At 37.2% G+C, this 24127-nt stretch carries 16 protein-coding genes and 4 pseudogenes; 9 read left to right on the forward strand and 11 right to left on the reverse strand.

Annotated features, from left to right (window positions below; all coding sequences use genetic code 11):
• Positions 1-76 precede the first annotated feature (76 nt).
• The gene (gene feoB / locus EAL87_RS06275) at positions 77-2005 is read left to right on the forward strand and encodes a ferrous iron transport protein B (RefSeq protein ID WP_120913816.1); all 1929 of its coding nucleotides are present in this window, start codon (positions 77-79) and stop codon (positions 2003-2005) included.
• A gap of 250 nt (positions 2006-2255) precedes the next feature.
• Entirely contained in the window at positions 2256-4559 is a 2304-nt protein-coding gene (locus tag EAL87_RS06280; protein WP_120913766.1) for a TonB-dependent receptor family protein, read from the forward strand.
• A 38-nt stretch (positions 4560-4597) separates the two neighbouring features.
• Here EAL87_RS06280 and fliP read toward each other — a convergent pair whose 3' ends face one another.
• Together fliP and EAL87_RS08390 are read right to left on the reverse strand one after the other, a co-directional pair.
• Positions 4598-5344, reverse strand: coding sequence for a flagellar type III secretion system pore protein FliP (gene fliP, locus EAL87_RS06285; protein WP_001210302.1), 747 nt, complete (start codon positions 5342-5344; stop codon positions 4598-4600).
• A 35-nt stretch (positions 5345-5379) separates the two neighbouring features.
• Positions 5380-5475: pseudogene (locus EAL87_RS08390) on the reverse strand (flagellar biosynthesis protein flip); the annotation flags it as partial.
• Between EAL87_RS08390 and glmU the strand changes: the two are divergent.
• The 7 genes from glmU (at position 5432) to EAL87_RS06325 (ending at position 14444) form a co-directional block, all read left to right on the forward strand.
• A complete protein-coding gene (glmU, locus tag EAL87_RS06295) occupies positions 5432-6733 on the forward strand; it encodes a bifunctional UDP-N-acetylglucosamine diphosphorylase/glucosamine-1-phosphate N-acetyltransferase GlmU (RefSeq protein WP_120913768.1) in 1302 nt (433 codons plus the stop codon). The pseudogene EAL87_RS08390 and the gene glmU overlap by 44 nt on opposite strands.
• 186 nt (positions 6734-6919) lie before the next feature.
• The gene (locus tag EAL87_RS06300; protein WP_162972673.1) at positions 6920-7270 is read left to right on the forward strand and encodes a pantothenate kinase; all 351 of its coding nucleotides are present in this window, start codon (positions 6920-6922) and stop codon (positions 7268-7270) included.
• A gap of 23 nt (positions 7271-7293) precedes the next feature.
• Positions 7294-7764, forward strand: a complete 471-nt coding sequence (locus tag EAL87_RS06305; RefSeq protein ID WP_120913772.1) for a hypothetical protein — start codon at positions 7294-7296, stop codon at positions 7762-7764.
• Between the two features lie 170 nt (positions 7765-7934).
• A complete protein-coding gene (locus tag EAL87_RS06310; protein ID WP_120913774.1) occupies positions 7935-10301 on the forward strand; it encodes a ribonucleoside-diphosphate reductase subunit alpha in 2367 nt (788 codons plus the stop codon).
• A gap of 61 nt (positions 10302-10362) precedes the next feature.
• Positions 10363-11310, forward strand: a complete 948-nt coding sequence (locus tag EAL87_RS06315; protein WP_120913776.1) for a Gfo/Idh/MocA family protein — start codon at positions 10363-10365, stop codon at positions 11308-11310.
• 114 nt (positions 11311-11424) lie between these two features.
• Entirely contained in the window at positions 11425-12192 is a 768-nt protein-coding gene (locus tag EAL87_RS06320) for a sulfite exporter TauE/SafE family protein (protein ID WP_120913778.1), read from the forward strand.
• Between the two features lie 62 nt (positions 12193-12254).
• A complete protein-coding gene (locus EAL87_RS06325) occupies positions 12255-14444 on the forward strand; it encodes an HsdM family class I SAM-dependent methyltransferase (protein ID WP_120913780.1) in 2190 nt (729 codons plus the stop codon).
• Positions 14445-14456: 12 nt separating this feature from the next.
• Here the strand turns inward: EAL87_RS06325 and xerH are convergent, their stop codons facing one another.
• The 9 genes and pseudogenes from xerH to EAL87_RS06365 form a co-directional block, all read right to left on the reverse strand.
• Positions 14457-15524, reverse strand: a complete 1068-nt coding sequence (xerH, locus tag EAL87_RS06330; protein WP_120913782.1) for a tyrosine recombinase XerH — start codon at positions 15522-15524, stop codon at positions 14457-14459.
• 200 nt (positions 15525-15724) lie between these two features.
• Entirely contained in the window at positions 15725-16897 is a 1173-nt protein-coding gene (locus EAL87_RS06335; protein WP_120913784.1) for a pyridoxal phosphate-dependent aminotransferase, read from the reverse strand.
• 158 nt (positions 16898-17055) lie between these two features.
• Positions 17056-17868, reverse strand: coding sequence for an outer membrane protein (locus EAL87_RS06340; RefSeq protein ID WP_000714970.1), 813 nt, complete (start codon positions 17866-17868; stop codon positions 17056-17058).
• A 53-nt stretch (positions 17869-17921) separates the two neighbouring features.
• A pseudogene (locus tag EAL87_RS08395) lies at positions 17922-18132 on the reverse strand (hypothetical protein).
• A pseudogene (locus tag EAL87_RS06345) lies at positions 18089-20587 on the reverse strand (SIR2 family protein). Before EAL87_RS06345 ends, EAL87_RS08395 begins: the two co-directional pseudogenes overlap by 44 nt.
• 34 nt (positions 20588-20621) lie before the next feature.
• Positions 20622-20873 (reverse strand): annotated as a pseudogene (locus EAL87_RS06350) (restriction endonuclease); the annotation flags it as partial.
• Between the two features lie 77 nt (positions 20874-20950).
• Complete coding sequence (locus tag EAL87_RS06355) at positions 20951-22240, reverse strand: (Fe-S)-binding protein (protein ID WP_120913786.1); 1290 nt, start codon at positions 22238-22240, stop codon at positions 20951-20953.
• Positions 22237-23610, reverse strand: coding sequence for an oxygen-independent coproporphyrinogen III oxidase (gene hemN / locus EAL87_RS06360; RefSeq protein WP_120913788.1), 1374 nt, complete (start codon positions 23608-23610; stop codon positions 22237-22239). Before hemN ends, EAL87_RS06355 begins: the two co-directional genes overlap by 4 nt.
• Complete coding sequence (locus EAL87_RS06365; RefSeq protein WP_120913790.1) at positions 23610-24125, reverse strand: DUF2603 domain-containing protein; 516 nt, start codon at positions 24123-24125, stop codon at positions 23610-23612. The genes hemN and EAL87_RS06365 overlap by 1 nt, the downstream gene beginning before the upstream one ends.
• Between the last annotated feature and the right edge of the window lie 2 nt (positions 24126-24127).

A 24127-nucleotide genomic window follows, 5' to 3' on the forward strand; every position in this document is an offset into this window, starting at 1 on the left:
TATAGCGCTATAGTGCTAACTTTTAATCTAAAAACGATATAACTAAAAATTAAAAAACTTATTTGGAGAATTGGAAGTGAAAGAAATCACTATCGCTCTTGTGGGCCAACCTAATGTGGGGAAATCGTCCCTCATCAACGCTTTGAGCAACGCCCATTTGAAAGTGGGGAATTTTGCTGGGGTTACCGTGGATAAAATGGAAGTGGGTTTGATCCATAAAGAGCATCAAATCACTATCATTGATTTACCGGGCACTTACGCGCTCAATGACTTCACCACTGAAGAAAAGGTTACTAAAGATTTTTTAGAAAAAGGGCAATACGATCTCATTCTCAATGTGGTGGATTCCACCAATTTAGAGCGTAATTTAGCCTTAAGCATGCAGCTATTAGGCACGAATAAAAAAATGCTTCTTGCGCTCAACATGTGGGATGAGGCGCAAAAAGAAGGCATTAAAATCAATACAGAAAAGCTTTCTCAAGAATTAGGGGTTGTGTGCGTGCCAACAAGCGCAAGATCCAAAGAAGATCGCTTGAATACCGAGCTTTTATTAGATGAAATTGTCAGGCTTTATTCTCAAAACACTACAAACAATGAAAGCATAAAAGTCCCGTCTCAAAGCTTTAAGGAGTCCCTAAAATACAGCCAGAGCGCTCAAAGAATCGCTAAATTAGTAATCAGTGAAAACAAGCAAAATGCGAGTTTTGAACACACTTATAAGATTGATAAGATTTTAATGCACCCGCGTTATGGGATTTTCATTTTTTTAGGGTTTATGTTTATCATTTTTTCCTTGAGCTTTTTAATAGGGGGGGGAGTGCAAAAAGCGCTTGAAACAGGGTTTAAATTTTTGAGCGATGGCATCAAAGAAAATGTGGCTAATGAAGATTTAGCGTCTTTGGTGGGTGATGGCATTATTGGGGGAGTGGGAGCGACGGTTTCATTTTTGCCTTTAATTGTGGTGTTGTATTTTGGGATTTCTTTACTAGAGACGACAGGCTATATGAGTAGGGTAGCGTTTTTACTAGATGGGATCTTGCATAAATTTGGTTTGCATGGGAAGAGCTTTATCCCTTTAATCACCGGTTTTGGCTGCTCTGTGCCTGCTTACATGGCGACAAGAACCTTACAAAATTATAACGAACGATTGATCACGCTTTTTGTGATCGGGTTTATGAGCTGCTCGGCGAGACTCCCTATTTATGTGCTGTTTGTAGGCTCGTTTTTCCCTTCTTCAAGCGCGGGGTTTGTGCTGTTTTGTATTTATATTTTGGGGGCGGTTGTGGCGTTAGTGATGGCCAAATTACTCAAATTAAGCGTGTTTAAAGGACAGACTGAATCCTTTATCATGGAAATGCCCAAATACCGATTTCCCAGTTGGAGAATGGTCTATTTCAGTATCTACACCAAATCGCTTTCCTACCTAAAAAAAGCCGGGACTTACATTTTAGTGGGAGCGATTTTAATCTGGTTTATGTCTCAATACCCTAAAAATGATGCGGCTATGAAAACTTATAAACAAGAAAGCTTGTTAGTGAATAAGGATACCACTCTTTCAAGCGAAGCTAAAGAAGAAAAATTAAAAGAATTAAAAACGGAATTGGATAAAAAGAACTTAAAAAATAGCATTGTAGGGAGAGGGGGGTCGTATTTAGAAAAAGTCTTTAGCCCTATGGATTTTGATTGGCGTTTGAGCGTCTCGCTTGTAACCGGATTTATGGCTAAAGAGGTGGTGGTTTCTACTTTGGGGGTGTTGTTTTCTTTAGGGGATCAAAATGAAAAATCTGACGCTTTTAGAGGGATCTTAAGAAAAGAAGTCAGCGTGCCTAGCGGGATCGCTTTTATCGTGTTTGTGATGTTTTATATCCCTTGTTTTGCAGCGACCATTACTTTTGGTAGGGAAGCTGGGGGGATAAAGTTTGTAGCGTATTTATTCATCTTCACAACCGTTGTAGCGTATGCGTTTTCCTTGATAGCTTTTTATGCAACTCAAATTTTGGTTTAAAGGCTAGCCATAAAGGGTTTTAAACCCTTTATTTATTTAAAATTCCCCCATTAGAAATATTAAAAAATTTTTATTTTTCTTTATATCCTAATCTTTTCTATAAACATTCGCATCAATCGGCATTTTTTTGCCAAAAAAGTCATTAATTTAATTTAAATAATAATTGTCTCAAAATTTAAGCTAAAAGTAAGAATAGTTATTATAAATTTCACCTTGTTGTAAAAAGAAGCATTTTCATAAAAGGTGGTAAATGAAAAGAATTTTAGTCTCTTTGGTTGTTTTGAGTCATAGCGCGCATGCTGTAAAAACCCACAATTTGGAAAGGGTAGAAGCTTCAGGGATAGCTAACGATAAAGAAGCGCCTTTAAGCTGGAGGAGCAAGGAAGTCAGAAACTATATGGGTTCTCGCACGGTGATTTCTAACAAACAACTCACTAAAAGCGCGAATCAGAGCATTGAAGAAGCTTTACAAAATGTGCCAGGCGTGCATATTAGAAACGCTACGGGTATTGGAGCTGTGCCTAGCTTTTCTGTTAGGGGTTTTGGTGGGGGGAGTTCGGGGCATTCCAATACGGCTATGGTTTTAGTCAATGGGATCCCTATTTATGTCGCGCCCTATGTTGATATTAGCATTCCTATTTTCCCTGTAACCTTTCAATCTGTGGATCGAATCAGCGTAACCAAGGGTGGGGAGAGCGTGCGTTATGGCCCTAATGTTTTTGGCGGTGTGATCAATGTGATCACTAAGGGCATTCCTACCAAGTGGGAGAGTCAAGTGAGCGAGAGGGCCACTTTTTGGGGCAAATCTGAAAATGGGGGCTTTTTCAATCAAAATTCTAAAACCCTTGACAAGAGCTTAGCCAATAACATGCTTTTTGACACTTACTTGAGGACAGGGGGCATGATGAATAAGCATTTTGGGGTTCAAGCCCAAGTGAATTGGCTCAAAGGGCAAGGGTTTAGATACAACAGCCCTACAAACATTCAAAACTACATGCTAGATTCATTGTATCAAATCAATGATAGTAATAAGATCACTGCCTTTTTCCAATACTATAATTATTTTATGGCAGACCCCGGATCTTTAGGCATAGAAGCGTATAATCAAAATCGTTTTCAAAACAACCGCCCTAATAACAATAAAAGCGGGAGAGCGAAGCGATGGGGAGCTGTGTATCAAAACTTTTTTGGGGATACCGATAGGGTAGGTGGGGATTTCACTTTTAGCTACTATGGGCATGACATGTCAAGGGATTTTCAATTTGATTCTAATTTTTTGAATGTTAACACTAATCCTAAATTAGGCCCTGTTTATACGGATCAAAATTATGCAGGATTTTTTATCTTTGATCATTTAAGGCGTTATATAATGAACGCATTTGAGCCTAATTTGAACTTAGTTGTCAATACCAATAAAGTTAAGCAAACTTTTAATGTGGGCATGCGTTTTATGACAATGGATATGTATTTTAGATTGGATCAAAGCACATGCGAAAAAGCGGATATTTTTAATGGGGTGTGCCGTATGCCTCCTTTTGTCCTTTCTAAAAAACCCAGCAACAATCAAGACTTGTTCAACAACTATACAGCGGTATGGTTGAGCGATAAAATAGAGCTTTTTGATTCTAAATTGGTGATAACTCCAGGGCTTAGGTACACTTTTTTGAACTACAACAACAAAGAGCCAGAAAAGCATGATTTTTCTGTGTGGAATATTACAAAAAAGCGTCAAAACGAATGGAGTCCCGCCCTTAACATTGGCTATAAACCCATGGAAAATTGGATATGGTATGCGAACTACCGCCGCAGTTTTATCCCCCCACAACATACAATGCTAGGCATTACTAGGACTAATTACAACCAAATTTTCAATGAAATTGAAGTGGGGCAACGCTATAGTTATAAAAATCTGTTGAGTTTTAATACCAATTATTTTGTGATTTTTGCCAATCGTTACTATGCGGGAGGCTATAGCCCGCAGCCTATTAACGCTAGGAGTCAAGGGGTGGAATTAGAATTGTATTACGCGCCCATTAGGGGTTTGCAATTCCATGTGGCTTACACTTATATTGATGCGCGCATCACTTCTAACGCTGATGATATTGCTTATTATTTTACAGGCATTGTCAATAAACCCTTTGATATTAAAGGGAAGCGTTTGCCTTATGTGAGCCCTAACCAATTCATATTTGACATGATGTATACTTACAAGCACACGACTTTTGGAATCAGCAGTTATTTTTATAGCCGTGCTTACAGTTCTATGCTCAATCAAGCCAAAGATCAAACCGTGTGCCTGCCCCTAAACCCAGAATACACAGGGGGGCTAGAGTATGGTTGTAATTCAGTGGGGTTATTGCCCTTGTATTTTGTGTTGAACGTTCAAGTAAGCTCCGTTTTATGGCAAAGCGGTAGGCATAAAATCACCGGGAGTTTGCAAATCAATAACCTTTTTAACATGAAATATTATTTTAGGGGGATTGGCACAAGCCCTACAGGGAGAGAGCCAGCACCAGGGAGATCCATTACAGCGTATTTGAATTATGAATTTTAAACTGCTTTCAAGCTTTTATAGCTTGAATGCTTTTAATATCAAACCATTTTAAAACTCGCTACTAAATTTTCGGTCAATAAATTAAACCCATCTACCAGAATAAACACTAAAATTTTAAAAGGTAAAGAAATCATTACAGGCGGGAGCATCATCATGCCCATCGCCATTAAAATAGAGCTGATAACCATATCAATCACCAAAAAAGGCAAGTAGAGTAAAAAGCCGATTTGAAACGCTGTTTTCAACTCGCTTATCATAAATGCCGGGATCAAAACGCTCAAACTCACCTCATCAGGGGTTTTAGGGTTAGGGAGGTTTCTGATCCTAAAAAAAAGCGCTAGATCCTTTTCTCGTGTGTTTTTAAGCATGAATTCCTTGAAAGGCAGAGCGCTTTTTTCAAACGCTTCGGTGTAAGAAATCTTTTTATCCATATAAGGCTTAATCCCTGTATCATAAGCCTTTTTCAAACTGGGTTCCATGATAAAAAAAGTCAATATCAAAGAGAGCGAAACTAGAATTTGAGTGGGTGGGGTTTGTTGCGTGCCTAAAGCGGTCCTTAAAAAAGAAAACACCACGATCAAACGGGTGAAACTCGTCATCACTAAAATCAATGACGGGGCTAAAACTAAAAGCGTGAGCAGGGCGATGACATTAAGGGTGGTTACAAGCTGTTTAGGATCATTAGGAGCGTTTAAAGAGAGATTGACGCTAGGCAGCGCACTATCAGTGCTCATTAAAGGGCATATTAAAGGGCAAATGAGAATTAAAAAAATGAAAAAACGCAAAATTCTAGCCTTAAATCTTTGATGAAACGAAGTCAAATTATAAGATAAGGCATGTTAAAATTCCCTAAAATAAGTTTAAGGATTTTAATGCTTTCTGTAATCATACTGGCCGCTGGTAAAGGCACTCGCATGCACTCTAGCCTACCCAAAACTTTACACACCATTTGTGGGGAGCCTATGCTATTTTACATTTTAGAGACGGCTTTTTCAATCAGCGATGATGTGCATCTTATCTTGCACCACCAACAAGAACGCATTAAAGAAGCGGTGTTGAAGCGTTTTAAGGGCGTAATCTTTCACACTCAAATCGTGGAAAAATATTCAGGGACAGGTGGGGCTATCATGCAAGAAGATAAAACGCCTATCCCTACAAAACATGAGCGGGTTTTGATTTTGAATGCGGACATGCCCTTAATCACTAAAGACGCTCTCGCCCCCTTATTAGAAAGCCATAATAACGCCATAGGCTTACTCCATTTAGCTGACCCTAAAGGTTATGGGCGCGTTGTTTTAGAAAACCATCAGGTTAAAAAGATTGTAGAAGAAAAGGACGCTAATGATGAAGAAAAAACCATTAAAAGCGTGAACGCTGGCGTGTATGGGTTTGAAAGGGAGTTTTTAGAAAAATACTTGCCCAAGCTCCATGACCAAAACGCCCAAAAAGAATACTATCTCACGGATTTAATCGCTCTAGGGATCAATGAAAACGAAACGATTGACGCTATTTTCTTAGAAGAAGAGTGTTTTTTAGGGGTGAATAGCCAAACAGAAAGGGCGAAAGCTGAAGAAATCATGCTAGAAAGACTGAGAAAAAACGCCATGGACTTGGGGGTAGTGATGCAATTGCCTAATAGTATTTATTTAGAAAAAGACGTGAGTTTTAAGGGGGAGTGTGTCTTAGAGCAAGGGGTGCGTTTGATTGGGAATTGTTTGATAGAAAACGCGCGCATTAAGGCTTATAGCGTGATAGAAGAGAGTCAAATTATTAATAGTAGTGTGGGGCCGTTTGCCCATGCGCGCCCTAAAAGCGTGATTTGTAATAGCCATGTGGGGAATTTTGTAGAGACTAAAAACGCTAAACTTCAAGGCACTAAAGCAGGGCATTTGAGCTATTTAGGGGATTGTGAGATAGGGAAAAACACAAATATAGGGGCTGGCGTGATCACTTGCAATTACGATGGTAAAAAGAAACACCAAACGATCATCGGTGAAAATGTTTTTATAGGGAGCGATAGCCAGCTAGTCGCCCCCATAAATATCGGCTCTAACGTTTTAATCGGCAGCGGCACCACCATCACTAAAGACATTCCTAGTGGGTCGTTGAGCCTTTCACGCGCCCCTCAAACTAACATTGAAAACGGGTATTTTAAGTTTTTTAAGAAATCTTAATTTGTTTAAATAATGAAAAATCCTAAAATATTATAATCATTTACTTTAATTCTGTAATTTGTGTAGAAACAAAACACTCATTGAGCTTTTTGTGATATTTTACTGATTTGTAACAATGCTTTTAAATAGGGTTGTGGTATAAATATTCTCATCAAGGTGTGCCAAACATGCCTTGAATCTCAATTTATGAAAGGATTTGTTATGAGTGGATTAAGAACATTTAGTTGTGTAGTGGTTTTATGCGGTGCAATGGTTAATGCGGCTATAGCTGGTCCTAAAATAGAGGCAAGGGGTGAATTAGGTAGATTTTGGGGGGGAGCTGTTGGAGCTGGAATGGGTGGTGCAATGGGTGGAATGATTGGGTCTCTTGGAGGTCCGTGGAATACTGTGCTTGGTGCAGGCATTGGTGGTGGAATAGGGGCATATTCTGGAGCTGAAATAGGCGATAGGGTAGAAGATTTTATCCGTGGCGTTGATAGAGAGCCGCAAGCTCCAAGAGAACCCACCTATGATCGTCATTTCGTGTATGATAGGTAGTTTTGGGCAAGAAAGGAGAGAGCATGAATGTCAAAAATCGTTTGAGCGATTGGGAATATCAATGGGCAGTGGCCATAGTCTATGCGGGATGCATATCCACATTTCCTTATGGCCAAGGCGCTGTCGATCCACTTTTTAGCCCTAAAGATAGTTATTGTGCATGGCTAACAATCTTAATAGCGGCTTTGTTGTCTAACCTTTTATTTGACCCACGAGGCAGGGATTGTTATAAATCTTTCCAAGTAAGATACCCTAGGTTTCTCAAAGCCATTTTTAAGGCTAGGTTTTTTGGTGCGTTTCATGACGCTGTGTTAGGGGCAAGACTAAGGGATTTTTATATGATGCTTTTAACAATGCCCTTTGTTGCCGCTATCCATGAAATTTCAGTGTATTGCGGGCATCCTAGCAATCTCCTTATAGAGGGTTTGGTTATGCTTGGCTTTCTTGTGTGTTTTGGGATTTGTTGTAGGCTTTGCGCTAAATTAGGGTGGTGATTTAACCCAAATGGCATTAAATGGAGGGGGTATAAAAAAATTAAAAAACTTTAAAACTCATTCTCATTAATAAAACAGATCCAACTTGAACTTTTCTTTTTCTTAAGTTTTTTATTGATACAATTCCAAATTTAAAAACAAACGATTTAATTCAAATTTAAGGAAACATTTTGATTACAGTGGTTAAACGAAACGGGCGCATTGAGCCTTTGGACATTACCAAGATCCAAAAATACACTAAGGACGCTACGGACAATTTAGAGGGCGTGAGCCAAAGTGAGCTGGAAGTGGATGCGAGGTTGCAATTCAGGGACAAGATCACTACTGAAGAAATCCAACAAACTTTGATTAAAACCGCTGTGGATAAAATAGATATTGACACGCCTAATTGGAGCTTTGTCGCCTCAAGGCTTTTCTTGTATGATTTATACCATAAAGTAAGTGGTTTTACAGGATATAGGCATTTGAAAGAGTATTTTGAAAACGCTGAAGAAAAGGGCCGCATCCTTAAGGGCTTTAAGGAAAAATTTGATCTAGAGTTTTTAAATAGCCAGATCAAGCCTGAAAGGGATTTCCAATTCAATTATTTAGGGATTAAAACCTTGTATGATCGCTATTTGTTAAAAGACGCTAACAATCACCCTATTGAATTGCCCCAACACATGTTTATGAGCATTGCGATGTTTTTAGCGCAAAACGAACAAGAACCCAATAAAATCGCTTTGGAATTTTATGAAGTTTTAAGCAAATTTGAAGCGATGTGCGCGACCCCCACTCTAGCGAACGCTCGCACCACCAAGCACCAGCTAAGCTCATGCTATATTGGCAGCACGCCGGATAATATTGAGGGGATTTTTGACAGCTATAAGGAAATGGCGCTGTTGTCCAAATACGGCGGAGGGATTGGCTGGGATTTTTCTTTGGTGCGATCTATTGGGAGCTATATTGATGGGCATAAGAATGCGAGCGCTGGCACGATCCCTTTTTTAAAAATCGCTAACGATGTGGCGATTGCGGTGGATCAATTAGGCACACGGAAGGGCGCGATTGCGGTGTATTTGGAAATTTGGCACATTGATGTGATGGAGTTCATTGATTTAAGGAAAAATAGCGGCGATGAAAGGCGGAGAGCGCATGATTTATTCCCGGCTCTTTGGGTGTGCGATTTGTTCATGAAAAGGGTTTTAGAAGACGCGATGTGGACTTTGTTTGACCCTTATGAGTGTAAGGATTTGACTGAGCTTTATGGGCAGGATTTTGAAAAACGCTATTTAAAGTATGAAAAAGATCCTAAAATCATTAAAGAATACATTAACGCTAAAGATTTATGGAAAAAAATCTTAATGAATTATTTTGAAGCCGGCTTGCCTTTTTTAGCCTTTAAAGATAACGCCAATCGGTGCAACCCAAACGCTCATGCAGGAATCATTCGATCCAGCAATCTATGCACGGAGATTTTTCAAAATACTGCGCCTAACCACTACTACATGCAAATAGAATACACCGATGGCACCATAGAGTTTTTTGAAGAAAAAGAGTTGGTAACGACAGATAATAATATCACTAAATGCGCTAACAAGCTCACTAGCACGGATATTCTTAAGGGCAAGCCAATCTATATCGCTACTAAAGTCGCTAAAGACGGGCAAACGGCGGTGTGCAATCTAGCGAGCATTAATTTAAGCAAAATCAACACTGAAGAAGACATTAAAAGGGTTGTGCCGATCATGGTCAGGCTTTTAGACAATGTGATTGATTTGAATTTCTACCCTAACCGCAAAGTCAAAGCCACCAATTTGCAAAATAGAGCCATAGGGTTAGGGGTTATGGGTGAAGCGCAAATGCTCGCAGAACACCAAATCGCCTGGGGGTCTAAAGAGCATTTAGAAAAAATTGACGCTTTAATGGAGCAAATCAGCTACCATGCGATTGACACGAGCGCGAATTTAGCGAAAGAAAAAGGGGTTTATAAGGATTTTGAAAATTCAGAATGGAGTAAGGGGATTTTCCCCATTGATAAAGCCAATAATGAAGCCTTGAAACTCACCGAAAAAGGGCTTTTTAATCACGCTTGCGATTGGCAAGGTTTGAGGGAAAAAGTCAAAGCCAACGGCATGCGTAATGGTTATTTAATGGCGATCGCTCCCACTAGCTCCATTTCTATTTTAGTAGGCACAACCCAAACGATTGAACCCATTTATAAGAAAAAATGGTTTGAAGAAAATTTGAGCGGGCTAATTCCTGTCGTAGTGCCTAATTTGAATGTAGAAACTTGGAATTTTTACACATCAGCCTATGATATTGACGCTAAAGATTTGATTAAAGCAGCGGCCGTGCGCCAAAAATGGATCGATCAAGGCCAAAGCATCAACGTGTTTTTACGCATAGAAAACGCCAGCGGTAAAACCTTGCATGAAATCTACACGCTCGCTTGGAAATTAGGACTCAAATCCACTTATTATTTGCGCAGCGAAAGCCCTAGCATAGATGAAAAAAGCGTGCTGGATCGATCGGTGGAGTGTTTTAATTGCCAATAATATAAGCTTAAATAAGCTAATCTTTGCTAAAATGAGATTTAAAATGATTTAAGGAAGATGAATGCTTTTTGCGATGATTGGTTCAGGGGGGTTTATCGCTCCCAAGCACTTGCAAGCGATTAGAGATACAGGGCATTTTTTGGATTGCTCTTTTGATATTCATGATAGCGTGGGGGTTTTAGATGAGTATTTCCCACAATCAGAGTTTTTTACCAATATTGAAGATTTTGAAAAGCATTTAGAGCAATCTAAGGCTATGGGTAAAGAAATCAACTATTTGAGTGTTTGCACGCCCACGCACACGCATTTTGATCACATCCGTTTCGGGTTAAGAAACGGCATGCATGTGATTTGTGAAAAACCCTTAGTTTTAGACCCTGGCGAAATACAAGAATTGAAAAATTTGGAGGTGAAATACCAAAAAAGGGTGTTTAGTCTTTTACCCTTGCGCTTGCATTGCGACACGCTGGCTTTAAAAGAAAAAATTAAGAGCGAATTAGACAAAAACCCTGAAAAGGTGTTTGACATCACGCTCACTTATATCAGCGTTCAAGGGAAATGGTATTTTTCTTCATGGCGAGCGGATGTGAATAGGAGTGGGGGGCTAGCCACTCAAATGGGAGTGAATATCTTTGACACTTTATTGTATTTGTTTGGAGGCGTTAAAGACAAGGTTATCAATAGAGAAGAGCCTGACTGCGTGTGCGGGATACTCTTTTTAGAGCATGCCAAAATAAGATGGTTTTTTTCCATCAATCCAGAACACATGGGAGTGGCTAAAGAAAAAGTTTATCATAAAATGATCCTAGAGGGCAAAGAAGTCAATCTCACGCAGAGCTTTGATAACCTGTATATAGAAAGCTACAAACAGATTTTAGCTCAAGGGGGGTTTGGCTTGGATGACGCTATGGCGTCTGTCAAATTGGCTTATGAATTAAGAAACCTCTCTCTTAGCGAACCCAATAATGATTCGCATGTTTTGTGTTGCAAAAACAAAACAGACCAATAAAAGCATCACTTTTAAAGGCGTTGTTTAGGGGGTTTTGGTTATTTGCATTTGATTAAAATGGGGTTATTTTTAATTTTCTTTTAAGAGGGGTTTTTTACTTTTTTAAGGGTTTTTATGGATATTTATGCGTTATACATAGCGATAGGGCTTTTTACGGGCATTCTATCAGGGATTTTTGGCATTGGTGGGGGGATGATCATTGTCCCTATCATGCTCGCAACCGGGCATTCTTTTGAAGAATCCATTGGGATTTCCATTTTGCAAATGGCGCTTTCATCGTTCGTGGGATCTGTTTTGAATTTCAAAAAAAAGTCGCTTGATTTTTCTTTAGGCTTGTTGATAGGGGTAGGGGGGCTGATAGGGGCGAGTTTTAGCGGATTTGTTTTAAAAATCGTTTCCAGTAAAATTTTAATGGTTATTTTCGCGCTTTTAGTCGTGTATTCTATGATCCAATTTGTTTTGAAACCCAAAAAAAAAGATTTGATAGCGGATACTAAACGCTACCATTTGCAAGGTTTGAAATTATTTTTAATTGGCGCGCTCACAGGGTTTTTTGCTATCACTTTGGGGATTGGTGGGGGGATGCTCATGGTGCCTTTGATGCATTATTTTTTAGGGTATGATTCTAAAAAATGCGTGGCGTTGGGGTTATTTTTCATTCTGTTTTCTTCTATTTCAGGAGCTTTTTCTTTAATCTATCACCACATCATTAATAAAGAAGTGCTTTTAGCAGGGGCGATTGTGGGCTTAGGATCAGTTATTGGCGTGAGCATTGGGATTAAATGGATCATAGGGCTTTTGAATGAAAAAATGCATAAAGCTTTGATTTTGGGGGTGTATGGTTTGTCGCTATTGATTGTTTTATACAAACTCTTTTTTTAACCTTTATTTCTAAAAGATAAACATTAAGACTGATATATAAATTTGAATAGGAGTGAGTTGAAGTGAAAAAAGATGAATGTGAAATCGTTAAGGAATTTGAAAGAAAATTAGGATTAGTGAATCAAACCGATGGGACTCGCCATATCTACAAAAAACCAAGCAATGAATCAATGGCGACTAAACCTGATGGGTATTTTTTTTATGAGGGGGTAACTTTTATTTTAGACGCTAAAGCAACTGGTAAAAAGTTCACCAACCAATTAGAAGATTACATGAAATTAGAAAAGAATAAGAATTTTGTAGGTTTTAAATATAATGGAAGGGTTTTTGAATGTTATATCAATGGAGAACTTAAAGAAGAAGAAACAGAAATTCAACCTAAAGAATATTATACGCAAAAATATTTTTCTACAAAAATTAGCAATGAAAACATGGTCAATAAAAGCGCTAAAAAACTTGCAGACATGTTTAGATCATCAGGGATCAATAAGCAAATCAATGTGCCTTTTATAGGGGCTTGCCTATTGTGTAAGCAATATGGCATAGATATAGATACAACATCTACAAAAACCATTATTCGTTCTATACAAATAGGATTAGAAAATATCATAGATGATAAACAGCCTTTAGAGAGAAAAAGGAAGAAAGAGTTTTTAAAAATCACTTTGGGGGACTCTACTTTAAATAAAGCCACAGATTCAAATTTGCGAGATATTTTCAGAGAAATTGAAACTATTTATCATTTTATCAATATTTCTTATAAAGATGCTCTAGGGCATGATATTATGAGTAACTTTTTAAGGATTTTTAGGCGGTGGAATTCTGTAGATGCTAATGAAAAAGGCGAAGTTTTTACACCTGAACATATCGCTGATTTGATGTATGATTTAGCAGAATGCAGTTGTGAAAATTTTATTCTGGATCCTGCATGTGGTAGCGGAACTTTTTTAATTACTGCCATGAATCGCATGTTTAAAGAGATTAGCCATCAACCAAATAGCGATGAATTAGCTAAAACCATCAAAGAAAGCCGAATTATTGGTATAGAGATTAATGATTTTAACGCTACTTTAGCGGGTATTAACATGATGTTGCATGGCGATGGGGCGAGTTATATTTATAATGAAGATTGTTTTAAAAAACTTAAATCTCTTATCAACATCTATGATAGAGTGTTAATGAATCCACCCTTTGCTCTAACGACTAAAAAAGAATTGGAATTTGTCCTAGAAACTTTAAACTATCTAAAAGATGGTGGGATATTAGCGAGTATCTTACCTAAAACTTGTTTAAAGGGTAAAGATAGTAAGGAATTATTAGATAAATGTTTGAAAATAAGCGATTTAAAAGTGGTTGTCTCTTTGCCAAGCGATTTGTTTCAACCCAATGCAGGAGAATGCACGGCGATTGCCATTTTTCAAAAGACACAAAAGCCTCACAATTCCAAAACTTTATTGATAGATTGCAGTGATGATGGGTTTAAACTTAAAGATAGCAATAGAGAATGCGGTCCTTTTTGGAGTCAAATCAAGCATGAAATATTAGAAGCGCATAAGGGGAATTATGATGAATTAAGAGCGATTGAAGTAAAAATCAAATCCAGTGATGAAATCCTGTTTGAAGCGTTCAGTTCGCACAGACCTTTAGACATTTCTAAAGACACCTTTAAAAAATATTTGAAAGAAAAAATAGCCAGCTCAATCTTTTGTTATGATACTTTAGAACAAAATTTTCATTTTACTCTTACCAAAAATTTAGAAGAGCCTGAATACGCTCGCTTTAAAATCAGTGATTTATTGTTAAAGGTTGGTAATGGTGGTGAGAAAAAGTCTATTGACAGAACGCTAGAAAATAAATTCATTCAAGGTGTGCCGTTGGTAATCGCTAAAAAGGATAATAACGGCATTGGAGGGCTTGTTAGAAAACCAAGCCTTATATTTAAGGATAAGTTTTGCATTGTTACAAAAGGTAATGGGGGGGGGAAGACTTTTTATTTAGAAAAAGAATTTTGTGCAACCACTTTAATCATGATTTGTGATTTAAAAGAGCCTTATTTTTCTATGGATAAATTTGCAAAATTTTATTTAAGCGTTGTTATTTCAGAACGTTTGTTCAAAACTGTTAGTGAAGGCCGCACCATTAATGAGATTCCTATTATTGAAATTAAGCTTCCTATTAGAAAAGATTCTAGCTTGAATACAGAATTTATGAGTGATTTTATTAGGCAATTTGAAATGGCTAAATTTCTTTAAAATAGAATTTTTTCAATTTTCTTCCCAAATGCTCGCCGCTTCTTTTAAACGCTCTTTGTCAAAATGCGTGTAAATCCTGCTCGTATTCAAGCTCGCATGCCCTAGAGCTTCTTGGACTAAAATCAAATCATGGCGTTTTTGATAGAGCAAGGTCGCAAAAGAATGCCTTAACATGTGCGCCCCATTTTTCTCTCGCCTGAGTCCGGCAAAATTGATGATGCGCTCCACTTGCTTATACAAATAAGCTTGCGTTAAAGCGCTGCCTTTTTGGTTACAAAACAATAAATCGTTTTTAACGGGATACAATTCCCTTTCTGTGAGCCATTCTTTCAAAAGGCTCTCAATATGGAAAGCTTTGAGCATCACCGCTCTGTATTTATCGCCCTTACCTTTAATCAAAATCGTATAACAGCCATTTTCTAAAGTGAAATCCTTTATTTTAAGCTGTAAGGCTTCATTAGAACGCATGCCTGTAAAAACGATGATTTTAATGAGCAGGCGGTTTCTTGCGCGCACTTTAGCGGACATTTCTATTTTATCAATGCTCTCTAAAAATTTTTCTAATTCTTCGTTATTCAAATGAGTAGGGAGCTTATTACCTGCGCTTTGATTGACTCCACTGATGTTTTTAAGCGTGATATTATAGATATAAGATTTTTCATTTTCATCTTGATTTTGCTTGTCTATATAGCTAAAAAGCCCTAACAGGGCGATCCGGTAATTTTTCTTAGTGGCTAAACTCAAACCTCCGGTATAAATACTCAAAAATTCAGCCAACATGACTTCATCTATGTTTTTGAGCGATTTTAAAGAAAGCTTTTGAGCGTATTCGTAAAATTTGAGTAGGGGCAATGCATAGGTGTTGATACCTAGTAATCCGGCATTACGGGCTTTTTTGCAAACTTTTTCCAATTGGCTTGAGCTGCGCACTTGATTGAGTTCGTTCAAGCATTCAAAAACCTTGTTTTGGTCTTTCACTTGGGAATTAGACAGGCTCGTGCATTTGTAACGCAAAAAGCGCCCAATCCATAACAAAAGATTTTCTATAGGGTCGTTTAATTCTTCTAGGGGGTGTTTCATTTAGGGTTTAGTTATCTATTTAAGTTAATTGTTGTTGCTATCAAATCTTATTGTCATAATTATTCCTTAAAATCTATTTTAGTTATGAAAACTGCACTTTTCAAACTTTTAGATCAAACTATTATACCACGCTACGCCACTAACTACACTATAAAATTCCAAACAAGATTAAAATCCCCCCCTTTAAATAAAAATTCTTTTTATCCCTTTGATTTGACAAAACGAGCGATGCGTTCAATCCCCTTTTCAATCTGCTCTTCTGAGCATGCAAAAGACAAGCGAACATAGCCTTCTAAGCCAAAAGCCTTTCCAGGCACTAACGCCACGCCTTCTTTTTCTAACAACTCATGGCAAAATCGCATCGAATCCCCCCCACAAAGACTGCCAATGTTGATAAACAGATAAAACGCCCCATCAGGTTTTAAAGCACTCAGCCCTCCAATCGCATTGATTTGTGCGTGGGCTAAATTGCAACGCTTCTCAAAAGCCTGACGCATCGTTTCAATTTCTTTATCCACTAACCCCTCAAGTGCCACAATAGAAGCCATTTGCGTGATAGAATTGATATTGGAAGTGCATTGGCTTTGCAAGTTATTCATCAATTTGACTAATTTTTTATCCTTGCTCGCTGCATAGCCCATACGCCAGCCTGTCATCGCTACTGACTTGCTCAAGCCGTTAATGGTAATGGTGCGTTTTTTCATCTCTTCACTCACCGCCGCACAAGAAACAAACTCCCCTTTATAAACAAGCTTTTCATAAATTTCATCGCTAAGCACCCAAATTGGAGTGTCTTTTAAAACTTCGCCTAAAGCCTCTAATTCCGCCTTACTATAAAGCATACCGGTAGGGTTTGACGGAGTGGTGAGAATGAGCATTTTCGTTTTGGGGCTTAAGGCGTCTTTAAGCTGCTTGGGGGTGATTTTAAAATGGCTTTTTTCATCGGTTTGAATGAATTTGCTCACTCCCCCACTATATTTCACAAGCTCAGGGTAAGTTACCCAAAAAGGCACAGGGATAACCACTTCATCGCCCTCTTCAATTAAGGCTTGAATCGCATTGAACAGGCTTTGCTTAGCGCCATTGCTCACCAGAATTTCACTCGGTTCATAATCCAAGTTGTTCTCTTTTTTCAATTTAAAAGCGATCGCTTTGAGTAATTCAGGGATCCCAGCCACCGGCGTGTATTTGGTAAAGCCGTCGTTTAGGGCTTTTATAGCCGCATCTTTAATCGCTTGTGGGGTGTCAAAATCAGGCTCGCCCGCTGAAAAACTTAAAATATCTTTTCCTTGCGATTTCAATTCTTTAGCGAGCGTGCTGATAGCGATCGTTGTGGATTCTGAAAGGGATTGGATTTTAGAGGAATATAACATGCTTAATCCTTGTTAAATTTTTGGACTATCATAACATGATCAAAAAGATTTTAATTCTAATTTTCAAAAAACTTTTAAAAACGTTTCAAAAAAAAGCGGTGGTCTATGCAAGAAAACTCTAATTGAAAATTCAATTAGAGAAAAACAAGCGTTTTAAATCAGAAATTGTAACGATACCCCACATAAAGGCTGTATTGACGGCGGTAAGTGAAGCTCAAATTCCCATGGTTAAAATAATAAACATTGATAGTAGGAATCTTCACGCCAAAGTCAAATTCTTGGTGCCGGCCAATATGGGTGCGAATCCCTAAATTAAAAAGGAATTGGAAAATCGCCGGATCAAGGCTATAGGAGGTGTGTTTGTAAGGGCTTTTAGTTTCCAAAAAGGCCCCTGTCGTATTACCCCAAGAGTTACCCGCAATTTGAGCCCCAAAAAAGAATCCAAAACTCGCATCTTCTTTATTAATGACATTATATAAAGTGTCAATACCCACACCATAAGTGAACATGTCAGACAGATTGCCCATTGTCCCTACTTTGGTCGCGCATGGCTGGTGAAGCTCGCACACCCCACCATTATCTGATGTCAAAGCGTTCGCTCCAAACACGGCATGCCCATAATCCATGAAGCCGTAATAACGTGCACCAAACCATCTCTTCTCCCCAAAAAACTGCTTATAACCCACAGTAAGCCCTAAACCTTGCATAACGGCCAGATAGTCGGTTTTACCCACAGGGAATTTAGGATAGTTAAATTCACTGCTTTTGGGAGGGTTTTTAACGCTTTGCGAAGCCTGACCGACCTGATAGCTAATCCCCAAATACCAAGCGTTTTTCTCGCCTTTCACTGCTTTATACTCTTTTGGCTTTTCCAATTGTTTTTGCACTTCTGTGCTACCTTCTGCTGCCAAAAGACTATGACCTAACACTACCGATAAACAGAGCGTTTTAAACACTACAAACTTTTTCATACAACATTTTTCCTTCTAAAAGTCTACATTTCGTATAATAATAACATAATAATCTATAAAAAACCTAAATTCTTAAGAAAAATACCCCTAAAACTTAAAATTTTAAATTTTCTAAGGGGTTTTAGCGGTTTTGGCTCTGCGATTTTTCTGTTTTTGGGGGATTTCTTAATAAAGTTTAATAAACTTCCAATGTTTTAAACAATGAGTATTAGGAAATAATCTATTCTTTTTTAAAACTATTCTCACAATCTTTAAGCAAAGCAAGCATCCTATCAAGTGCATCTTCTTGCATTGCTTGTTTAAGTAGTTGATCTTGAATAGGTTGTTCATTATTGAACTTTTTCGTTGTTTCTCTATTCATGTATTTATTTTTTAGTTCAAAGAATATTTTTTGATACTGCTCGCTATTTAAAATGCATATTCTGTGCATGTTGTATGTTAGAAGTAAATAGGCTTTATCTTCTTGTATTGTCTTTCTATTTTGATTCTTTTCCCAAATATTGAGCAAAAATTTTTTTACATTTTGATTGACGCCATCGTTATTCTTCGTAATGGGAAATAAATCGCAAATGAGAAAATTGGAAATGAATATCTGTGTGTCATTAGGAAGTTCCATTGTTTTTTTAATGAGCGTATTAATTAGGGCTTGTTGTATGGGATCTAGCTCAATATTATATTGTTGCAAAATGTAAAGCAAATTTTGCATACAGGGTGAACCTTGTAGAATCATTAAATATCCTCCGAAATTCTCAGTTAGTTTCTTAACAAAAGAAAAGAGAAGACGACACAAAGAAAACTTGATCTCTGTTTTAATTTCCATTTTAAATTTATTCCATTGTTTTGTAATGAAGTATCTCATCGAATCGTAACCATTCCGTAGAATGTCTTCATCTATTTTTTCTCTTGACATATTTCAACAATAGCGTCAAATGTATTCTGATCCAACTCTATCCAAGCGCTTAATACCAAAAAATTCTTAAAAAGTCTGCTAAATTCAGTTTCAAATATATCAATATTAACAAATTGAAAAGAAATATTTTTAAAAATCCCTATCAAGTCAATATCCTTTTCTGTTTTAAAAATAATGTTTGTTTTTTGAAAATATTGATTGAGTTTTCGCATTAGAGTTTTGTTATCAAAATATTTCAAGATGCAGTAAATTTGTTCTGATTTCAAAGTAATCGGTATTGCTTCATTATTGTTTCTTCTTTTTTCTTGGATTTGATATATTACTAAAAAAGAAAAGAATATTTCAATCATTTGTTCAAAAAATTTCTCTTGATTTCCATTAATAATAAGAAAATGGAAATATTCTAATAGGGTTTTTTTGAATATTTTATCAGCTTTAGTTTGATTGCTATTGAAACTAAAAGAACTATCACTACTGCTCCATATTTCTAAGTCTTTTAGTACTTCTTCTTTTAGCTGGTAGGCTTCTATCAAGTTGGTATCGAGTGTGGTGCCAATATCTCTAATATGTTTTAACTGCTCTCTTTTATAAAAAGGGAGTTCATAAAAACTCTCATTTAGATCTATTAATATTCTTTCTTTATGGTAGGTTTGTAACCTTTCCATTTCTTTATCATCAAATCTATCATAAGACAATGTCATATTATACATATTATACAGACTAATATACCAAACATCATAGTTTCTTTCACGAAAGGCTTGTTTAGAAGTTATTTTTAATACTTCAAAGGCTTGAATGCCTTTTCTAAGGTGATAGAATAAAAACGCTTTTTCTAACTCATTAAGAACGCTAGAGCTTTTTAGTGATATTTCATTAATTCTTTTTTTCATTGCTTCATAATTAAAATTAAAAATCATTCTTCTTAGCTGCTTGGTTGAATAAAAGATTGTGTTGTAATTTTTAGAAATATCTGTGGGTTTAGCTTTTATTTCTTTTAGAAATTTTATCAGCTCCTCATAATGTCCTTGTTTTCCAGAATGTTCTTGGGTATAAAGAATGTGAATGTTTTTATTTTTGTAAAATTCAAATTCAATCCTATCAAATTCTTTGGCTGTTTTAATAAAATAGATTGGTTTTACACTTTTTGAGTGAGAATTTACCCAAGAAATAACTTGCTTTACATTTTGATCGCTCAATGAGTAGCCAAGCAAAATCACTGTATCCGTTGAAAAAACTCCTTTAATATAGTTTTCAATCAAAGGGAAATGCTTACTATATTCTAGATAATCTTGGATAATCTTGATCTTTAAATACAATATTGTTTTCATCTAAACTTCCGTGCATTTTAATAAACTTTGCAAAGCCGGTTGAACTCCCAATATCCTTATCGCTCTTTATGATATTGAAAAATCTTCCCTCTTCATTGATTGCTTGCTCAAATAGATTGTCCCAATTTGTTGTGATTAGATTTTTAATATTTAATTTGACAATTCCCAAATGCAAATCATTTGGCTTTGCGTTATTAGGGATTAGAGATTTTAAAGTTTGGTAATAAAAACTTTCTCCAAATTGATTGTAAAATTTTTCTGCAAGAACAAGATAATCCTCATTTTTTTTAGTATCACCATAAATTTTAGTATCACCATAAAGACACTTTTGAAGCTCATTGATCAAATCACCCCATTTAGGCAATTTTGATTCAGCACTTATTCCGGCTCCTGCAAATATGCTTAAATAGTTTTCATTGTGAGCTTTCCTAATATTGTCTATTGATGCCTTAATAAACTCTTTGTATTGTTGGTTATTCACTCAAACCTCTTTTCACTGATTTTTTCTATCAAACTTGATGGAATTTGCATTGCACGGCGATGTATTCTTTTGAAGCCGTTTGAATGACTATATCAATCCCCCTATCGCCTTCATTATTCCTTAATTCCCAATCGTTCCAAAGCTTAATAGACTCGTATTCGTTAGCGCTGTCATGCTCTAATAAAAAATGCTTAGAAACTTTTTCAAACCAGCTCCCTTTATCGTGTGAGTTAGGTATGGCTTGCAATTTTTCTTTAATGAATTTATAGGCGCTGATTTCTTGCATTTTTCATTCCTTATAGTGGCGTTATAAAGTTTTACATTATATAAAAAGATGTTGAAAAATGGGGTTAAAAAGGCTTTTTATTCAGCACTTTTTAAAGCTTTAGCGATGAGTTCTAAAGGGTGTGAAAAAGAGGGGGTGTTAGGGTCATCTAAAGACTTTAGGGCGTTGTTTAATTGCATGTGGCATGCCCCACATTCTGCGCTCAAAATTTCGGCTTTGGTGTCCATGATTTCTTTAGCCCTAAGAAGCCCCACTTTTAAAGAAAACCCCGCCTTTTCGGTTTGCATCGTAATCCCCCCAAAACCGCAACAATTGTCCGGCATTTCTTTAATTTCATAATGCGAATTGAGCAAACTCCGCACTTCTTTATGAGCGTTTAGGGTTTTTTTGGCATGGCAAGGGTTATGATAAGTGATAGCCTCTTTTTTTCCTTTAGGGATTTTTTCTAAAAGACTTTTTAAAGGGGTGTGTTTCTCTAAAAACACGCTCGCAAGATAGATTTTAGGCGTGATTTTTTCCAAGCGCTTCACATACAAATCCCTATCTTTTTCGCCTAAAAACACCTTGTAATAATCGTTAATAAGCATGCTAGCGCATGTGGCTTCAGGCACGATGATCGCATCCACTTCATCTAAATAGCTTTCAAACCATTCAATGTTTTTTTTCACTAAAAAAAGCGTGGTGTCTTTATCGCCGGTAAAATACGCAGGGGCTGAGCAGCATTCTTGCTTAGGAATGATCGCTTGAATGTTGAGTTTTTCTAAAATATACAACAAGCTTTCCCCCACTTGCTGGTAATGGTAATTGCTCAAGCACCCTATAAAGATCGCCACTTTTTGAATGGGGTTTTCTAAAGGCTTAACTTCTGCATGCTTTTGTAAAAAACTTTTTTGATTTAAGGGAGGCAGTGCGCTTTTTTTAAAGCGTTTGAATAAGCCTTTAAACGCCGCTCTAGGCTCTAAACTATCCCCTACTTGCTTGAATATACAAGGGGCTAAAAAATGCACCACCGAAAACACCCTATCCATTTTTTTGCGGTTTTTTAAAAGAGAAAAATAGGATTTTTTATACCAAGCGATGCCGTGCTTTTGAGCGATTTTTTCTCTGGCTTTTTCTATTAAAGTGTCTATGGGCAAATGAAAAGGGCAAATTTCCACACAAGCGGTGCATAAAAAACAAGTTTCTAAAAGGTGTTTTAAATTCGTGTCTAATGGGAGCTTGTTTTGAGCGTTTAGACGCATCAAATCTAAAAAGCCCCTAGGCGAAGTCGCCTCGTCTTTATGAATGCGGTATATGGTGCAACCTGGCACGCATTTAGCGCATTTAACGCAAGCGTCCCCTACTTCTTCAAAAATATTTTCATTCATAGCGTTTTACTGAAATGTTTTTCGCCCCCACGCAAATACGCGTCAAACTCCATAGCCATGTTTCTTACGAGCATGCCCCCTGTTCTTGTCATCTCAAAGCCTTTAGAATTGAAAGAAAGCAAGCCCGCTTCTTCATAATGCTTTAATTTTTCTAATTCTTTTTTAAAATGCGCTTTAAAATCAATAGAAAATTTTTCTTCAATTTTAGAGTAATCCAGTTTTAAATTACTCATCATTTGCATGATCACTTCTTTTCTTAACGCATCTTCTTGACTGAGCGCTACGCCTCTTTCTACCGGTAAATGCCCCAAATCAAGGGCTTTTTCATAGTGGTGCAAATCTTTGTAGTTTTGCGTGTAATAATCGCTCCCTTCGCCAATGCTTGTAACGCCAATGCCAATGGTTTGAGTGAATTTTTTCGTGGTATAGCCTTGAAAATTACGGCGTAACTCCGCTTTTTGAAGGGCTAAATACAATTCGTTATCGCTTTTAGCGAAATGATCCATGCCTATCATTTGGTAGTTGGCTTTTTCTAAAAAACTAATCAGAGCCTCTAAAATCTCTAATTTGTCTCTAGGGCTTGGCAATAAGGTTTCATCAATTTTACGCATCGTTTTTTTCACCCAAGGCACATGCGCGTAATTGAACACCGCTAATCGGTCCGGATCCAGTTTCAAAACTGACTCCAAGGTTTTTAAAAAACTTTCTTTAGTCTGGTTGGGTAAGCCATAAATCAAATCAAAATTAATGGATTTGATGCCGTAATTTCTAGCGAGCTTCACGGATTCTTGAACCATTTCAAAAGGCTGGATTCGATGAATGGCTTTTTGGACTTCAAAATCAAAATCCTGCACCCCAAAACTCAAGCGGTTAAACCCCCTATCAAACAAGGTTTGCATGTGTTCTTTAGTGAAATGCCTAGGGTCAATCTCACAACTCATTTCAATATCTTGGCTGAAATTAGGGAAAACTTCTTGAATGCTTTGCGTGATCTCATCTAATTGAGGGGGCGAAAAAAAGGTCGGCGTGCCGCCTCCATAGTGGAATTGCGCCACTTCTCTGTTGGTATCCATGGCGTTTTTTAAAAGGGCGAGTTCTTTTTTAAGGTAGCTGATATAACGGACTTTTTTCTCTTCTAAACTGGTGTAAATGACTGAACAAGCGCAAAAATAACACGCGCTCCTGCAAAAGGGCAAATGCGTATAAAGCGATAAAGGCATGGGGTTTTTGAGATGGTCATGGTTAAAAAACGCCGTTTTCAAGCTCTCTTCGTTAAAATTTTCTTTAAACTCCACCGCTGTGGGGTAGCTGGTGTATCGTGGACCGGGCTTGGAATATTGTGAAAATTTTTCAAAATCAATGGTTTGCATTAAAAATTTTCCTCATCGCTGTTGTCAAAATTTTCAAAATTATTTTCATTAAGAGGGGGTTGTTTGAACATGTTGTCAAAATTAAAGAATAAATTAGGGTGTTCTTTTTTGATTTGTTTGACAAAGTTTAAGGTGTTGATATTGGGCAAATTCCCGTCTTTTTGGCGTAAATTTTCTAACAATTGCAAAGAAACCTCGCGCACATCTTCAAAATCAATCGGCACTTGGGTGATAATATCCCTTTCTAATTCCGCCCTAAGCCTAGCTTCAAAAGCCTTTCTGGCGTTTTCTGCCAAAAGAGAGATCACATTATCCGGCACCAAAACGTAATTTTTATCTTCTTCATCAGAAATAAAATAGGCTTCATTTTTTTTAAACGCCCCTTTTTCTAACTCTAAAAGCATTTCATTAGTGCTGATTTTTTTGAGAAAGGCTCTGTTTTTTTGGGTGGTTAGGCTATGGATAAGTTTTTGCGATTTGGTTTTAGAAACTCGTTTTTTAGGTAATTTTTCCACTT

The organism is Helicobacter pylori, from assembly GCF_003636935.1.
Classification (GTDB): domain Bacteria; phylum Campylobacterota; class Campylobacteria; order Campylobacterales; family Helicobacteraceae; genus Helicobacter; species Helicobacter pylori_CH.